The following is a 14789-nucleotide window of genomic DNA, read 5'->3' on the forward strand; positions in this document are numbered from 1 at the left end:
ATGTAACTATTCTTTATGTTATAATTATTGTTACTAAACTTACTATTATTTGGCTAACTTTTCATGTCTGAACACCCTATTATTAATATCTCGATTGAACCTATCGAGCTTTGTAAATTACTAAAAATTGCCAATATGGTTGGCGGTGGCGGTGAAGCAAAAGTTGTGATCAGTGAAGGTTATGTGCTCGTTAATAATGAAGTGGAATTTCAAAAACGCAAAAAAATTCGCCATGGTGATACGGTTGAATTTGATGGCGAAATTTTTGAAGTCGCCTATAATCCAAAACTAAAGTCCTCTGGCCCTGCTAAACCTGTTGCTGGTGTTAAAAACAACGCCGTTAAGAAGAGCAAAGCTAAAGCATCGGTTAATTCAATAGAGCAATCTATTGACCCCTCTCCTTTACCAGCGAAAAGAAGACCAATTTCATTTTAAAAATCAGCGACGTTTAACACCCTCTTCTTAACGTTCGCCTTTATGGTGTGGGGAATGATTATCCCCTCGCGATACTCTTCCTAAAGCAGAATTTATTCATTGTGCCCCATCAATCGATGTTCAGCATTATTTTTTGAAAAAGGTAATAAGGAAATGCCGAAATAAAACTCAAAGACTCATTTCGCCCTCTTCGTAGCTATTATGGCGAATAAAATCACGCTCATTTTTATTCACCTCACTCTATATTTTTCTTTTGCCTATCGCCTAGCCCTGCTAGAATAACCGACAATTATTTACTCGATATTTTACGGAACCTTTAGTCAATGCGTACTACTCAATACCTACTTTCAACCTTAAAAGAAACGCCAGCGAGCGCCGAAGTTATAAGCCATCAATTAATGTTACGTGCTGGACTTGTTCGAAATGTTGCTTCAGGTTTATATACTTGGTTACCCACTGGACTTAAAGTATTAAGAAAAGTTGAAAATATCGTTCGTGAAGAAATGGAACGAGCGGGTGCAATTGAAGTGCTAATGCCGATGGTTCAACCTGCAGATTTATGGGAAGAATCTGGTCGTTTAAACGATTATGGCCCTGAATTACTCCGTATAAATGACCGTCATAATCGTGCTTTTGTTTTAGGCCCAACTCACGAAGAAGTTATCACGAAACTCATCGCTAATGAAATAAATAGCTATAAGCAATTACCGCTTAACGTTTTTCAAATTCAAAATAAATTCCGTGACGAAATACGCCCTCGTTTCGGTGTGATGCGCGGTCGTGAATTTTTGATGAAAGACGCTTACTCATTTCACTTAGGTGAAGAATGTTTAAAGAAAACCTATCAAAAAATGTTTGACGCTTATTGTCATATATTTGATCGCTTAGGCTTAGATTATCGTCCCGTTATTGCAGACACAGGCTCAATCGGTGGCGAAGCGTCACATGAATTTCATGTACTAGCAGACTCTGGCGAAGATGATATCGCTTTTAGTGACAACAGCGATTTTGCTGCCAACGTTGAAAAAGCAGAAGCCTTAGCACCCAAAGGTGAACGAGCAGAGCCAACGCAAGAAATTAAAACGGTAGAATTAAAACTTGAACGTTTAATAAAAACCTCAGACATAGATTTAAAAACGACCGTTAAAACGCTATTAGTGCTGGGTTCTACTATTGAAGGTGAGCCAGAAAAAATTATTGCACTAGTACTGCGTGGAGATCATCAGCTAAATGAAGTTAAAGTTGAAAACTTAGCAGGTGTAGCCTCACCTTTAACATTTGCAACTGATGAACAAGTGTCTGCCGTTGCTAATTGCCATATCACCTCACTAGGGCCTAAAGGCTTAACTGTTGACGTTATTGTCGATCATAGTGCCGCTCATCTAAGCAACTTTGTCTGTGGCGCTAACGTAAATGGTCAATCTTATACTGGGGTTAACTGGCAACGAGATTGTGGTGAAATCAATATTCAGGATATCCGTAATGTAGTTGAAGGCGATCCTAGCCCATGTGGTAGTGGAAATATCGTTATTAAGCGCGGTATTGAAGTTGGTCATATTTTCCAGTTAGGTGATAAATATGCCCAAGCCATGAACTGTGGTGTTTTAACGGAGAATGGTAAGAATCAAACGTTAACTATGGGTTGTTACGGCATTGGTGTATCACGTATTGTTGCAGCAGCTATTGAACAAAACCATGATCAATACGGGATTAAATGGCCTTCGGCTATTGCGCCATTCCAAGTCGCAATTGTGCCAATGAACATGGCAAAGTCTGCCCGTGTGAAAGAAACGGCTGAAGCCTTATACGAACAGTTACAACAAGCGGGCATTGAAGTTATATTTGACGACCGTAAAGAGCGTCCTGGAGTCATGTTTGCCGACCATGAATTAATTGGTACACCAATATTATTAATTGTCGGCGAACGTAATCTTGATGAACAAAACATTGAAGTGAAAAACCGTATTACCGGTGAGAAGTCGTTAATGGCAATCAGTGATGTAATGTCTTTATTTAGCTAAAAATCATAACCCCTTTCATAAATGTGCAAAAGTGCATTCATGTGTTGAAAGACAGAGTGCCTATCTTGAACATAAAAACGCGACCTTACGTCGCGTTTTTATTGCCTGAAATAAGTACTGTTAATCTCGATAAACGGCTATTTTACGTAAACGCTCATCGATATTGCTCAGCATAGTTTGATAAACTAACGAATTGATGTCGTAATAATACTGTTCAAATTTTTGCTGAGAAATACCTTCTGGTAATCCGGTCAATTCAGGTAATAGTAAATCTTCCTCAATGATATCAGCTAAGTGCTCTTGCACTTTTAATGCGCTTTCATCAGAGTCTGTCGCAAGCATTGCCAAACGAGTCCCTGCTCGGTCAGCCATCAAGTCGGCAAAACTAAAACCACTTCCGCCACTGTTTGAATCTAAAAATTCTTTTAATTCACCAATAGCATTACTTGCGGTACTTGTTCCAAATAACTGTAAAGCAACAGAGTAAATAAAGTGTTTTTGAATATCGACTCGTTCGCGTAACATCACCCTCGAGCGACGTTTAGTTCGTTGTTGTAATTGCTTAGTGGACAATTTAGAGATATCGCCAACAAGTAACTCAAACTTATCTGTGCCAAAATAAACGACTAAGGCCATTAAAGCCGCTCGGTTTTCCTTGGCAGGCGAATTCGTTATTCTCGCTAAATTACGTTGTTTTACTAAACCAAAAGTAAAACCAATATATTCTGCCAACGAAAGTTTCATCGTGCCTGACTGCTCTATCGTATCAACGAGGCTTTGGTGATAAAAGCGAATGACTTCAACATCACCATATAAAGCAAGTTTATCGCGTAACGCAAAGAGACTATCTTTATGACTTAATGGTTTATCTTTCAATTTTTCAGAAAGTACAATCTCCATAGATATTCGATTTGAAGTAATATCAACACTTTTAATCATGCTTAATAAGGCCGTGCCAAAGTCTTTTTTAACATATGAATTAGTTAGCCATTCAGCCAATTTAACTAACCCATTCCCTGGTAGAGGGAGACCTCCAACATAAACGGTGCCTAAATCAATACCCTCTTTTGAAGAAACAAGCATCAGCTCAACATTTAGGTACCTAATAATTTTAGGAAACGGTAACGCCAAAGAAAAACTAATCAGGGCGCTGTCTTGAAACAGAATAACATCAGAAGTTAGTTGAGGAATTGCCCTATGGCCAAAAGCACTCAGTCCATGAAGTTCAGCTTGAGTGGCCTGCAAACGTATCGGTTGTTGATCACTTTTTAATGACTTTATTAAGCGTTGTGCTATACGTTGATTTTCAGCTGCAAAATTAGCATCAATTTGATGTATACGTTGCAAGTTTGGAGATGATTGCAATGCTATAAAAATAACCATAATAACGACGCAAAACAATAAGACGAACAAGCATAAAATTCTTTTTAACCAAACCTTCAAAAGTAAACCTTAATTAACCCAATATTATTGGGTCATATTCTGATTGCCTTACCGATAAAAGTATAGCGTTAAATTACACTAATTTAGATGATTAGGTGATGAAACATCACAAAGGTCCCAATACACTTTTCGGTTAAATAATTTTGCTAATCGAACATTCAGCGCTTTAAAGGTTGTTAATGGATCATTATGGAGTTTAAAACATTGCCAAATAAATTGGTGACAGTTATTTTCTATTAAATGATAATCTCGGTTTTGAAAGATTTATTGCTGAGCTCGTTGCGCGGCCAGTTCACTGGCAATAGGTTTAGCTTTTGAGTCACAGGCAATAAAAATATATTTACCTGAACGCTCTTTAGTAAAGCGTTGCACAGAAATAAGCTTTAATAAAACCATTACCATCAAGTTCAACAATCGTATTATCGCCCACCCAAAGAGGCGTATGATCGAGTATACCGCCAACGCCACAACAAAAAATTGCGCCGATTTCTGGCTTCACTTTTTCTGTTGTACTAAAAAAGTCAGATGGATACTAAACAATAGGTGACTCATGCTGCTTAAGCATTTGCAGACTTTGCGCATGTTGAGAATAATAGCGTTGTATTTGTTTCTTTTTACGGTCGTGCGCTAACTCTTTAACCGCAAATGCAGATACCGCTGCCGCGCCTAACCGTAATAAAGGTATTGGCATACACCACCTCTTGCTTAAATTTCACTCGATTAATAACAAGATGACGCTTTTATTTCATTAATGCTATAAAAAACTTGCAAGTAACTGTTTCAAAACCGCTAGTTATTAGTAACAATGAGGGTACACCGTCGACTACTATTTGAAAACATTCTATGAGAAGCCTGTAATGAAAAACATCAAAAAATCATCAAAGTTGAATAATGTTTGTTATGAAATTAGAGGGCAAATCGCTGCAGAAGCCAGACGATTAGAAGACGAGGGTCATAAAATATTAAAACTCAACATTGGTAACCCTGCCCCATTTGGTTTTGCGGCACCTGATGATATTTTAAAAGATGTTATTCGCAACCTCCCTACTGCACAAGGATATTGTGAGTCTAAAGGTATCTATTCTGCACGTGTGGCTGTTATGCAGTATTTTCAGCAGCAAGGTATTCTAGATGTTAACGTTGAAGATATTTTTATTGGTAATGGCGTGAGCGAATTAATTGTTATGGCGATGCAAGCATTGTTAAATAATGACGATGAAGTTTTAATACCTGCACCTGATTACCCATTATGGACAGCATCTGTGGCACTTTCAGGTGGTAAGGCTATCCATTATCGCTGTGATGAAGAAAACCAATGGTTTCCTGATTTAGTCGACATAGCAAATAAAATTACCGATAAAACCAAAGCCATTGTCCTGATCAACCCAAACAACCCAACCGGCGCTGTATACAGTGAAGCACTATTGAATGGCATTATTGAGCTAGCACGTAAGCACGATTTGATTATTTTTAGTGACGAAATTTATGATAAAATTTTGTATGATCAAGCAACACATATTCCTACCGCGAGTTTGGCGCAAGATGTCTTAATTATCACTATGGGTGGCTTATCGAAGAATTACCGTATTGCTGGTTTTCGCGCCGGGTGGATGGTCATTAGTGGCCCTAAATATCATGCCCAAGATTACCTAGAAGGTTTGAACATCCTTGCTTCAATGCGTTTATGCGCCAACGTACCTTGCCAACATGCTATTCAAACAGCGCTTGGTGGTTATCAAAGTATTAATGAATTAATAAAAGACGGTGGCCGCTTAATAAAGCAACGAAACCTAGCACATAAAATGATCAATGAAATTGATGGTTTATCCTGTAACCCAGCAATGGGTGCGTTATATTTATTTGTTAAAGTTGATCAAGAAAAATTCAATATTGTTGATGATGAAAGAATGATTTTAGATTTACTCAGACAGGAGAAGATTCTGTTAGTACATGGCAGGGCGTTTAATATTACTGAAAAAAATTATTTCCGTTTAGTTTTCCTACCCCATGTTGATGAATTAGTGCCTGCGATGGCTAAACTTAGCCATTTTTTTAGTACATACCGCCAGTAAACCACACTTATATTAGGGAAAAACAATGCAAAGTACTTTCTTAGCTTGGATGTTCAGAATGCCATTAATCAAGCGTTGGGCATTAATGTTTTGTGTAAAACCTGAAAACGTTGCTGAACACTCACATCAAGTGGCTATTGTCGCTCATTTGTTAGCTGTCATTAAAAATAAAAAATTTGGCGGAAACATCAATGCAGACCGTGTAGCAACTATTGCTTTATATCATGAGGCAAGTGAGACTCGATATGGCGATATTGTTAGCCCAACTAAATATGCGAATAAGGAAATTGCAAGAGAATTCAAAAAGATAGAGTATTTAGCAGAAAAAGAATGTTTAGCGTCTTTACCAGAAGAATTCCAAGAGCTTTTTTCAGATATTATTGTGCAAGATAACGTTGAAATACATTATAAAGCAATAGTAAAAGCGGCGGACATTTTAGTCGCTTATATTAAAGCCCTTGATGAGCTCAATCACCACAACCCTGAGTTTTCTCATGTCAAAGAGCGATTAGAAATAAAATTAGACGGACTAAAAAAAGAAATGCCAGAAGTTGAATACTTCATGGAAATGTTTTTACAGGCTTGTTCTGCAACCGTTGATAAAATAAGTCAAAACTAAGTTTAATTATCAAGTAGAACATCACTAAAATGTTCTACTTATTTTCCCAAAGAATAATAGCTTCCAATGATAATAAGGGCTTAAAGTGCCCCATGATCGGGATTCAGCACTCTGATTTGGCAAAACTCATCATAATGTTCGATGAAAGTGTCAATCATTTTCGCTTGAAACTTTTTACCGCGCTGTTCAATTAAGAACGTTTTTATCTCGGTATCAGACCATTTTTCTTTATAACAACGATTAGAACCTAGGACATCAAAAACGTCTGCAATGGCCATAATTCGTGCTTCAAGTGGTATTTCTTCACCACTTAAGCCATCAGGATAACCGCTACCATCCCAGTTCTCATGGTGGTAATGCGCCAGCCTTGCTCCTAACTTTGAAACACTGGTTTGAGATTTTGACAATAATTGAAAGCCTGCCTTAGCATGCGTCTTCATTATTTCCCATTCGTCATCATCAAGCTTTCCTGGTTTGTGAAGTAAGTTAACGGGAACAATCACTTTTCCAATATCATGTAATGGCGCAGCTAAGCGAATAGCATTTATAAAAGCTTCACTTAATCCTAATTTTTCCGCTAACAATTCACAGATAAGTGCAACACGATGCACGTGAGATCCTGTTTCTTTACTTCGCGCTTCAATCGCCTCACCCACAATATACAATAGTTCTTTTTGTGTCTTTTCTATTTCGTGCTGTTTAGATAAACTATCAAGGATAAGCGCGACATTTGTCGCAAAAAGTTCGGCTAGGTTAGCTTTAAAGTGTTCAGAGTCATCTTCAAATTCGATGTAAAGTACTGATGTTGAATTACCTGTTGTTTCATAATAACCGACAAATAATTCGTCTGTTGAATAATGGCTTTTATTATCAAACGCTTTTTTTATCAAGTTTTTAACGTCACTGGATATATCAGAAGCCTCAAGACTGTCTGACTCACTGACATATTTTCCTGTGCAAGCAATAATAAGATTTGAACTAGTTTCATCAAACTCTAATTGGCTTCGCGCAATATAAAGTGCCGAACTATCAACATCCATTAATGCCAGTAAGTGCTTTAATGCTGCAGAACCAAAAGGTTTAAATTGTTTGATTTTCAAAAGGTCGTGGGTTGCTTTTATCAACTGTTTAAATGCATCTAAACTGCGCTGAATGGTCATTATATCGCGGTATGCCCGAATACTTGCATAGACCGTAGTTGTCATTTTACCTGCGGTAAAATCAGTCTTTTCTTTATAATCATTAATATCAAATTCTTTAATCACTTTAGCTTCTGGTGCGGTGCCCGCCTGGCCTGTTCTTAAGATAAGACGTATTGCTTGGTTTTTTAAAGTATTACGGATCCATTCAACAAGCTCCAAACCCGCATGATCTGTTTCCATAACGACATCAACAAAAGCCATACAAAAGGTATCGTCTTTGATTAAGATCTCTTTTGCTTCTTTAGAGGAATAAGCTGAAACAATGTCTAAATTTCGATGCTCTATATAAGCTTCCGCTAAGACAAGCCGGGTGACTTGATGTACAGACTCATCATCATCAATGACCAGTATTCGCCAGGCCTTATTTTTTTTAGGTTTAGATGCTAAAGAGTCGTTTGTGGCTTCTTCTTTAAAGAGAAAATTTGACATTTTTAATTCATATAGTGTGTATGATTAATCATAAATTTAATAGATATATAGAAAACTTCTTACTATTCATATATATAATTAATCAATGTAAAAATTAAAGTTTTTGAAAAACAAATAATAAATTCAAACGGATTGTTTTATTCTAAAACCAAGTGATGGGTTCTCATTACATAAACTTTACAATGACTTGAATAACAGTGTCTACCATTATTTATGTAAAAAAACATTTTAACATCAAAAAATTAACCTTTAATTAACCTATTAACTACTGCACCCAACGATAACATTGCGATAACGAACGTTGCTTATACTAAAACAATCAAAATTAAATTAAAATATTATCAGATTATTAAACTTTATTGTGATTTTTTATTGACACCTCTAGCAAAATATTTTATTAATGTAAGCATAAATAAACTTCTTTTCGGATTTAATTCAAATGAATTTCATGATTGCACTCAATGTCCTCCTCTCTGTCGTCTTGGTGATTAAGCCATTATGGCGTTGGTGTTGTGTGTAAGAAAAGTTAGTCAATAACAAATACAATAAACCCTCGCTCTGTATAAGACCGGGGGTTTTTTTATTCTTGTAACTTTACTTTAATTCTACTTTATAAAAGGCAAGCTCATGACAAAGAAACAATTCACTGGAGCACAGATGGTGGTAAAGGCATTAGCTGCACTAGATGTGAAGTATATTTTTGGCTACCCAGGAGGTACCGTATTAGATATTTATGATGCATTATTTCAACAAACTGAAGTTGAGCATATTCTTGTACGTCATGAACAAGCCGCAACGCATATGGCTGATGGCTTCGCTCGAGCCACTGGCGAAGTGGGTGTAGTGTTAGCAACATCGGGGCCGGGAGCTACAAACTGTATAACAGGAATTGCCACCGCTTACATGGATTCAATTCCAATGGTCGTACTTTCAGGGCAAGTTCCTTCAACACTTATTGGTGATGATGCTTTTCAAGAAACCGATATTGTTGGCTGTTCTCGCCCAATCGTTAAACATAGCTTCAACTGCAGAGTCGTAGAAGAAATCCCTAATATTATTGCTAAAGCTTTTTATATTGCGAGTACAGGAAGACCTGGACCTGTGGTCATTGAGCTACCTAAAGACTTATTAATGCCTACGAGTATGGGTGAATTTCATATTGAGACTGATGTGAAAATGCGATCGTACAATCCTAGTATTAAAGGTCACCATAAACAAATTAAAAAAGCGGTAAAAGCTATCTATGAAGCTAAGAAGTTAGTTGTCTATGCAGGCGGTGGTATTATTATCGCTAATGCATCAGAGTTGTTAACAGAGCTTGTTGAGAAGTTAGATGCTCCTATCACGAATACCTTAATGGGTTTAGGTGGGATTTCAGGGACGCATAAAAACTACATTGGCATGTTAGGAATGCACGGATCTGTTGAAGCGAATAAAACGATGGCAAATGCTGATCTCATCCTTGCCCTTGGCGCTCGATTTGATGACCGTGTGACAAATAACGTGAAGAAATTTTGCCCTGATGCAAAGATTATTCATGTAGACATTGACCCAACCTCTATTTCAAAAACGATAAACGCTCATATTCCAGTTGTTGGGCTGCTTGATGTAGTATTACAACAATTATTAGATGAGTTAACCGCAACAGACTTTAAGCCCAACAAAGAAGAAAGAGCCAACTGGTGGCAGGAGGTTAATCAGTGGCGTGAAATTAACCGCGTAAGTTATGTACAAGAGGGCGATCAAATAAAACCACAGCGGGTTATTGAAGCCATGTATAAGATTACCCAAGGCGAGGCCTATGTTTGCTCTGATGTTGGTCAACATCAGATGTTTGCTGCCCAATATTACCCATTTGCTAAACCTCGCCAATGGATAAACTCCGGTGGTTTAGGCACTATGGGCTTTGGTTTACCGGCAGCTATGGGCGTTAAATTAGCTTTTCCTGAAAGTCATGTTATTTGCATAACAGGTGATGGCTCCATTCAAATGAATATTCAAGAGCTTTCAACTTGTTTACAGTACAACTTACCCGTGGTTATTATTTCATTAAACAATCGTTCTTTAGGTATGGTTCGCCAGTGGCAAGATATGGTTTATGGAGGTCGCCATTCTTCGTCGTATATGGAATCTCTTCCTGACTTTGTAAAACTTGCTGAATCTTATGGGCATGTGGGCATGCAAATAAACCATTTAGATGAATTAGAGGACAAACTTAACGAGGCATTTACGATTAAAAACCGCTTAGTTTTTGTCGATGTATTAGTTGACGAAAAAGAACACGTTTACCCAATGCAGATACGATTGGGCGCTATTGATGATATGTGGATAAAAAAAGGAGTGAAAGCATAATGCGCAGAATTTTAGCTGTTCTATTAGAAAACGAACCCGGTTCTTTATCACGTATTGTTGGCTTATTTTCACAACGAGCATTCAATATTGAAAGTTTAACGGTTGCCCCTACTGAGGATCAAAGTTTATCGCGTATCACTATAGCAACAAGAGGTGATGATAAAGTACTCGAACAAATCGTCAAACAAGTGAATAAGCTTATTGACGTTATTAAAATTACCGACTTAACTGAACGTAGCCATGTTGAACGTGAACTGCTGCTGATCAAGGTTTTGGCAATGAATGATAAGTCGCGCACTGAAGTTAAGCGTATAACCGACATTTTCAGGGGCTCTATTGTTGATATTGGCAAGCAAGTTTATACCATAGAGTTAACGGGTGATGCTGAAAAACTTAATGCCTTTGTCAATACGCTCGCCAATGAAACTGAAATCATTGAATCAGTCCGTTCAGGGTGTGTCGGGATTGCACGTGGTGAAAAAGCCCTTAGACTATAAAAAATTAAAGAAAAAACCAAGCAAATGCTTGGTTTTTCATTTTATAATAATAAAAAGAGTTATAAGTAGCACTTATGCACATAACTATTATTACGGCCACTAAAAGTGATAAAAAATCATTGATGCGCTTTTATAAACAACAACACTATAGCGCAGGGTTACTCGGCTTTGATCACACTTATTTGATAAAGTCTTCATCAGAAATTATTGGTGCGGTTATCGTTTCGGCTATAGTTAAAAATAACCCACAATTATTTTTACATGCCTTAGTAATAAAACAAGCACACCGACAGAAAAAATTAGCCACACAACTTATCCAACATGTCCTACTGCAACATTATTGCCAGAATATTTTTTGTTTTGCTGATGAAGCCCTTTGCTACTTTTATCATCTAAATGGCTTTGACCAAATAGCGCCGAGTCAGTTAGAGCAGCGATTATTAAAACGATATTTAGGGATAAAAAAAACCAACAGCACATTATTGGTTTTTCAACGTAAGCTGCTACCCCACAAAAACGAGCAATGATATGAAGTTAAGTTAACCGTTAAGTCTTGCCGCTTCAACGGTGTTTTTCAATAAACAAGCAATTGTCATCGGTCCAACGCCACCTGGAACAGGCGTAATTGCACCACATACAGGCTCAACACTCGTAAAGTCAACATCACCAACAAGCTTACTTTTCCCCTTTTCGTCTTCGATAGGGTTAATACCCACATCAATAACTGTTGCACCTGGCTTTATCCAGTTCGCTTGAACAAAGTTAGGGCGGCCTACCGCAGCAATTAAAATATCAGCTTGCTGACAAATACCAGCTAAATTTTGAGTTCGAGAATGGGCGATGGTCACAGTACAATTTTCTTGAAGGAGTAATAAAGCGACGGGTTTACCAACAATATTCGAGCGGCCAATAACCACCGCATGTAACCCTGATAAATCTGCGCCTAAATGCTTTTTAGCTAGCATGATACAGCCTTGCGGTGTGCAAGGAACTAATCCACCTTGCTCGCCATTTAACAAACGACCACCGTTCATCGCATGAAAACCATCAACATCCTTATGAGGCGTAATAGCGGCAATGATGACACTCTCGTCAATATGTTTAGGTAAAGGTAATTGTACTAATATTCCGTGCACCGCATCATCATTATTTAACACTTGCAGTTGCTCTAATAATTGTGATTGTGTTGTCTCGCTAGGTAACTTAATTTCATTCGAAATCATACCTACTTCACGTGTTTGCTTTACTTTATTACGGACATAAACTTCGCTTGCCGGATCCTCTCCAACAAGCACAACCGTTAAGCCAGGTACAATACCCTTATCTTTTTTTAGTTCTGCAACTTCAATAGCTAATATTTTTCGTAAATCAGCCGCTGCCTGCTTACCGTCAATGATCATGTATATTTCACTTTACTGAGAATGAGAAGAATTATTGGCTATTCACTACTTTCGTATTTTTACAAGGTGTGAATATTTATTGAAGGTATGCTATTGAATTTTTTTAAATTAAGCAAAAGATTTTAATTGATTATCTATTTTAAATAAAATTAAAAGACTGTATTGATTTCAGCGCCATTAAATACTTTTTCTCGTTGTTGCTCTAATTGTGTGATTAAACGTTTTATATCGCCATGATCAATAAAATCAGCATAAGCCTGCTTGGCAAATCTAGCCATCACTTCATCTGTTTCACGATCAAAGTATTGACTTAAATGATCCGCTTTGTCTAACTGACATTTACAGTTTTTTACCCGTACATCAGAATATTTATTCCATAAAAAGCCCGGTGTTAGCACATCTTTTTTTGCATTACAAAGAGACTAGATTTCAGGTAAAGAGAAGTAACAAGAGCGCCAAAATTACTTGGCGTCTTTAAATAAGAGGAAAAAGAATTAACTTAATCAATATCATTTAGGGGCCATGAGACAATATAATCTTCAAAATATTCTATTGCTACATCATCATCTTTAACGATTTTTCCTCGCACCGACATACCCGCTTTATGCATTGCGGACTTTTTACCGTTATTAAGTAATGGATGCCAAGAAGGCATTCCTCGACCTTCTTTTAAACGACGGTAAGTACAACTGGGCGGCATAAAAAAAACACCGTCTAAGTTTTCTTGTGTTAAACGCACACAATCGGGTACTAATGTCGTGCGTTGTTCATACTTTGAACATTGACAACTTTTCTCATTCAATAAATGGCAAGCAATATTCGTGTAATGAATCTGCTCACCTTCGTTGATATAAGTTGTAGGTAATAACTCTGTATCCTGCGTTGTTTCATCGTCGTCAATAAATTTGTTTAGACAGCATTTAGCACAACCATCGCAAAGAGATTCCCACTCAGGTCGACTCATTTCTTCTAATTTTTTGGTTTGCCAAAAAGGAGCTTGTTCGCTCATAAATATTTTCTCTTTTACTTATACCAATGGTACGAATTAAGTTAACATTTTCATAGGGGTCTAAATACCCAAGAACTTCGTTACTTTCAATCCCAATAGCCAGCTATTGCTCGGCAAGTTACTCCTGCATTGCTCTATTTACCAACATCCGTGTCGGGATCAATCAAGCGCTTTATTCTTGAAATTTTTTCTCATTGCACTCTGTAACCTTAATTGATCAAAATAGCATTATATTGAATATAGACCCGTTCTACTTATTGAATAGGTGGAAATTTTATTCGATCTGATAAATGTCCCACAGAACTCACAAAGTAATATGACAAATTCCAGTGCATTAAACTCTTGTAATTATTATAAGCTAAATAAACTCGGCCATTTTCATCATCAGGAAATACCAGCGCTGCTTTCACATCAACTTTAGGCAAATGAGTACCGTCTGCACGCCTGATACCGAGACTTTGCCATTGTGCTAAGGTTTTTTCTGTTCTTGTCCAAGCTTTTAACCAGTTTTTTCGGCTGCCCGTATTTTTAGGGATCGCCAACGATGTATCAAAATCTAGTGGTAATTTAACCTGCCTACCCCAGGTTAATTCGTCGTTCCAACCTTCTTTTTTAAGATAGTTTGCCATTGATGAAAATACATCCACCGGATTTCTCCAAATATCTTTTTTACCATCACCGTTTCCATCGACAGCATAAGCTAAAAACGACGTTGGCATAAACTGATTTTGCCCCATGGCCCCCGCCCAAGAACCTTTCATATTTTCAACACTAACATGTCCTTGTTGAACAATAGTTAACGCGGCCCACAGTTGTTTTTTAAAAAAGACTTCGCGACGACCTTCATACGCTAACGTTGTAAGCGCAGAAATAACATTATAGTTACCCATGATTTTACCAAAATTAGTTTCTAGTCCCCATAAAGCAACAATAAAGCGGGGCTGAACACGATATTTCTTAGCTATTTCAGTTAACAAAGGTAAATGTTTTTTGTACATTACACGCGCTTTTTTTATTTTCCAATCGGGTACACGTTTTGGTAAATAGGTATCTAAGGTTTCAACTTTTTCAGGTTGAGAGCGATCGGCCTTTACCGCACGTTGATGAAATTTAACTTTTGAAAAGGCACGGTTAATGAACGCTGTATTATAACCCTTGGTTAACGCTTCTTTTTTGAGAGCTACAACATATTTTTCAAAACCTGCTTCCGTCAATTCTTTAGTTGAGGCCTGCGCAGGATTGATTAAACTAAGTAATAAAGAAAACACAATGAATGTGCTGTATTTATTGATTTCAAACAATAGAGTCAT

At 37.3% G+C, this 14789-nt stretch carries 15 protein-coding genes; 7 read left to right on the forward strand and 8 right to left on the reverse strand.

Annotated elements, in window-relative coordinates:
* The first annotated feature begins 63 nt into the window (after positions 1–63).
* A complete protein-coding gene (locus H4J73_RS08340) occupies positions 64–435 on the forward strand; it encodes an RNA-binding S4 domain-containing protein (RefSeq protein ID WP_182181561.1) in 372 nt (123 codons plus the stop codon).
* 323 nt (positions 436–758) lie between these two features.
* Positions 759–2456 carry a proline--tRNA ligase gene (locus H4J73_RS08345; RefSeq protein WP_182181560.1) on the forward strand — a complete coding sequence of 566 codons (1698 nt, stop codon included), beginning with the start codon at positions 759–761 and terminating at the stop codon, positions 2454–2456.
* Between the two features lie 120 nt (positions 2457–2576).
* On the opposite strand, the gene H4J73_RS08350 is transcribed toward H4J73_RS08345, so the two are convergent.
* From H4J73_RS08350 to H4J73_RS08360, 3 genes are all read right to left on the reverse strand, one after another.
* Positions 2577–3839 carry a hypothetical protein gene (locus H4J73_RS08350; RefSeq protein WP_182181559.1) on the reverse strand — a complete coding sequence of 421 codons (1263 nt, stop codon included), beginning with the start codon at positions 3837–3839 and terminating at the stop codon, positions 2577–2579.
* A 324-nt stretch (positions 3840–4163) separates the two neighbouring features.
* Complete coding sequence (locus H4J73_RS08355) at positions 4164–4313, reverse strand: hypothetical protein (protein WP_182181558.1); 150 nt, start codon at positions 4311–4313, stop codon at positions 4164–4166.
* A gap of 118 nt (positions 4314–4431) precedes the next feature.
* A complete protein-coding gene (locus H4J73_RS08360; RefSeq protein WP_182181557.1) occupies positions 4432–4590 on the reverse strand; it encodes a hypothetical protein in 159 nt (52 codons plus the stop codon).
* A 166-nt stretch (positions 4591–4756) separates the two neighbouring features.
* Here H4J73_RS08360 and H4J73_RS08365 point away from each other — a divergent pair, with 166 nt between their 5' ends.
* Both H4J73_RS08365 and yfbR read left to right on the forward strand, forming a co-directional pair.
* The gene (locus H4J73_RS08365; protein ID WP_182223200.1) at positions 4757–5971 is read left to right on the forward strand and encodes a pyridoxal phosphate-dependent aminotransferase; all 1215 of its coding nucleotides are present in this window, start codon (positions 4757–4759) and stop codon (positions 5969–5971) included.
* Positions 5972–5996: 25 nt separating this feature from the next.
* Complete coding sequence (yfbR, locus tag H4J73_RS08370; RefSeq protein WP_182181555.1) at positions 5997–6590, forward strand: 5'-deoxynucleotidase; 594 nt, start codon at positions 5997–5999, stop codon at positions 6588–6590.
* Between the two features lie 80 nt (positions 6591–6670).
* Here yfbR and H4J73_RS08375 read toward each other — a convergent pair whose 3' ends face one another.
* Positions 6671–8221: an HD domain-containing phosphohydrolase gene (locus H4J73_RS08375; protein WP_182181554.1), complete on the reverse strand. Its 1551-nt coding sequence runs from the start codon at positions 8219–8221 to the stop codon at positions 6671–6673.
* A 627-nt stretch (positions 8222–8848) separates the two neighbouring features.
* Between H4J73_RS08375 and H4J73_RS08380 the strand changes: the two genes are divergently transcribed.
* The 3 genes from H4J73_RS08380 (at position 8849) to H4J73_RS08390 (ending at position 11597) form a co-directional block, all read left to right on the forward strand.
* Positions 8849–10573 carry an acetolactate synthase 3 large subunit gene (locus H4J73_RS08380; RefSeq protein WP_182223199.1) on the forward strand — a complete coding sequence of 575 codons (1725 nt, stop codon included), beginning with the start codon at positions 8849–8851 and terminating at the stop codon, positions 10571–10573.
* Positions 10573–11070 (forward strand): acetolactate synthase small subunit, encoded by a 498-nt coding sequence (gene ilvN, locus H4J73_RS08385; RefSeq protein WP_182181552.1) that lies wholly within the window; start codon positions 10573–10575, stop codon positions 11068–11070. Before H4J73_RS08380 ends, ilvN begins: the two co-directional genes overlap by 1 nt.
* 74 nt (positions 11071–11144) lie before the next feature.
* Complete coding sequence (locus H4J73_RS08390) at positions 11145–11597, forward strand: GNAT family N-acetyltransferase (protein WP_182181551.1); 453 nt, start codon at positions 11145–11147, stop codon at positions 11595–11597.
* A 12-nt stretch (positions 11598–11609) separates the two neighbouring features.
* On the opposite strand, the gene folD is transcribed toward H4J73_RS08390, so the two are convergent.
* The 4 genes from folD to H4J73_RS08410 form a co-directional block, all read right to left on the reverse strand.
* Positions 11610–12470 (reverse strand): bifunctional methylenetetrahydrofolate dehydrogenase/methenyltetrahydrofolate cyclohydrolase FolD, encoded by an 861-nt coding sequence (gene folD, locus H4J73_RS08395; protein WP_182181550.1) that lies wholly within the window; start codon positions 12468–12470, stop codon positions 11610–11612.
* A gap of 149 nt (positions 12471–12619) precedes the next feature.
* On the reverse strand, positions 12620–12868 hold the full coding sequence (locus H4J73_RS08400) for a hypothetical protein (protein WP_182181549.1): 249 nt from the start codon (positions 12866–12868) through the stop codon (positions 12620–12622).
* A gap of 101 nt (positions 12869–12969) precedes the next feature.
* Entirely contained in the window at positions 12970–13479 is a 510-nt protein-coding gene (locus tag H4J73_RS08405) for a YcgN family cysteine cluster protein (RefSeq protein ID WP_182181548.1), read from the reverse strand.
* Positions 13480–13733: 254 nt separating this feature from the next.
* Positions 13734–14789 carry a lytic transglycosylase domain-containing protein gene (locus tag H4J73_RS08410; protein ID WP_182223198.1) on the reverse strand — a complete coding sequence of 352 codons (1056 nt, stop codon included), beginning with the start codon at positions 14787–14789 and terminating at the stop codon, positions 13734–13736.

Origin of the sequence: Colwellia sp. MB3u-41 (assembly GCF_014076845.1) — a bacterium.
In the GTDB taxonomy this organism is placed as follows: Bacteria; Pseudomonadota; Gammaproteobacteria; order Enterobacterales; family Alteromonadaceae; genus Colwellia_A.

What these genes read in the sequence shown, in the direction of transcription:
- ilvN (WP_182181552.1), top strand. Translation starts at nt 10,573, where the DNA reads ATGCGCAGAATTTTAGCTGTTCTATTAGAAAACGAACCCGGTTCTTTA.
- H4J73_RS08380 (WP_182223199.1), top strand. Translation starts at nt 8,849, where the DNA reads ATGACAAAGAAACAATTCACTGGAGCACAGATGGTGGTAAAGGCATTA.
- H4J73_RS08360 (WP_182181557.1), bottom strand. Translation starts at nt 4,590, where the DNA reads ATGCCAATACCTTTATTACGGTTAGGCGCGGCAGCGGTATCTGCATTT.
- H4J73_RS08365 (WP_182223200.1), top strand. Translation starts at nt 4,757, where the DNA reads ATGAAAAACATCAAAAAATCATCAAAGTTGAATAATGTTTGTTATGAA.
- folD (WP_182181550.1), bottom strand. Translation starts at nt 12,470, where the DNA reads ATGATCATTGACGGTAAGCAGGCAGCGGCTGATTTACGAAAAATATTA.
- H4J73_RS08410 (WP_182223198.1), bottom strand. Translation starts at nt 14,789, where the DNA reads ATGACTCTATTGTTTGAAATCAATAAATACAGCACATTCATTGTGTTT.
- yfbR (WP_182181555.1), top strand. Translation starts at nt 5,997, where the DNA reads ATGCAAAGTACTTTCTTAGCTTGGATGTTCAGAATGCCATTAATCAAG.
- H4J73_RS08350 (WP_182181559.1), bottom strand. Translation starts at nt 3,839, where the DNA reads ATGGTTATTTTTATAGCATTGCAATCATCTCCAAACTTGCAACGTATA.
- H4J73_RS08340 (WP_182181561.1), top strand. Translation starts at nt 64, where the DNA reads ATGTCTGAACACCCTATTATTAATATCTCGATTGAACCTATCGAGCTT.
- H4J73_RS08345 (WP_182181560.1), top strand. Translation starts at nt 759, where the DNA reads ATGCGTACTACTCAATACCTACTTTCAACCTTAAAAGAAACGCCAGCG.
- H4J73_RS08375 (WP_182181554.1), bottom strand. Translation starts at nt 8,221, where the DNA reads ATGTCAAATTTTCTCTTTAAAGAAGAAGCCACAAACGACTCTTTAGCA.
- H4J73_RS08390 (WP_182181551.1), top strand. Translation starts at nt 11,145, where the DNA reads ATGCACATAACTATTATTACGGCCACTAAAAGTGATAAAAAATCATTG.
- H4J73_RS08405 (WP_182181548.1), bottom strand. Translation starts at nt 13,479, where the DNA reads ATGAGCGAACAAGCTCCTTTTTGGCAAACCAAAAAATTAGAAGAAATG.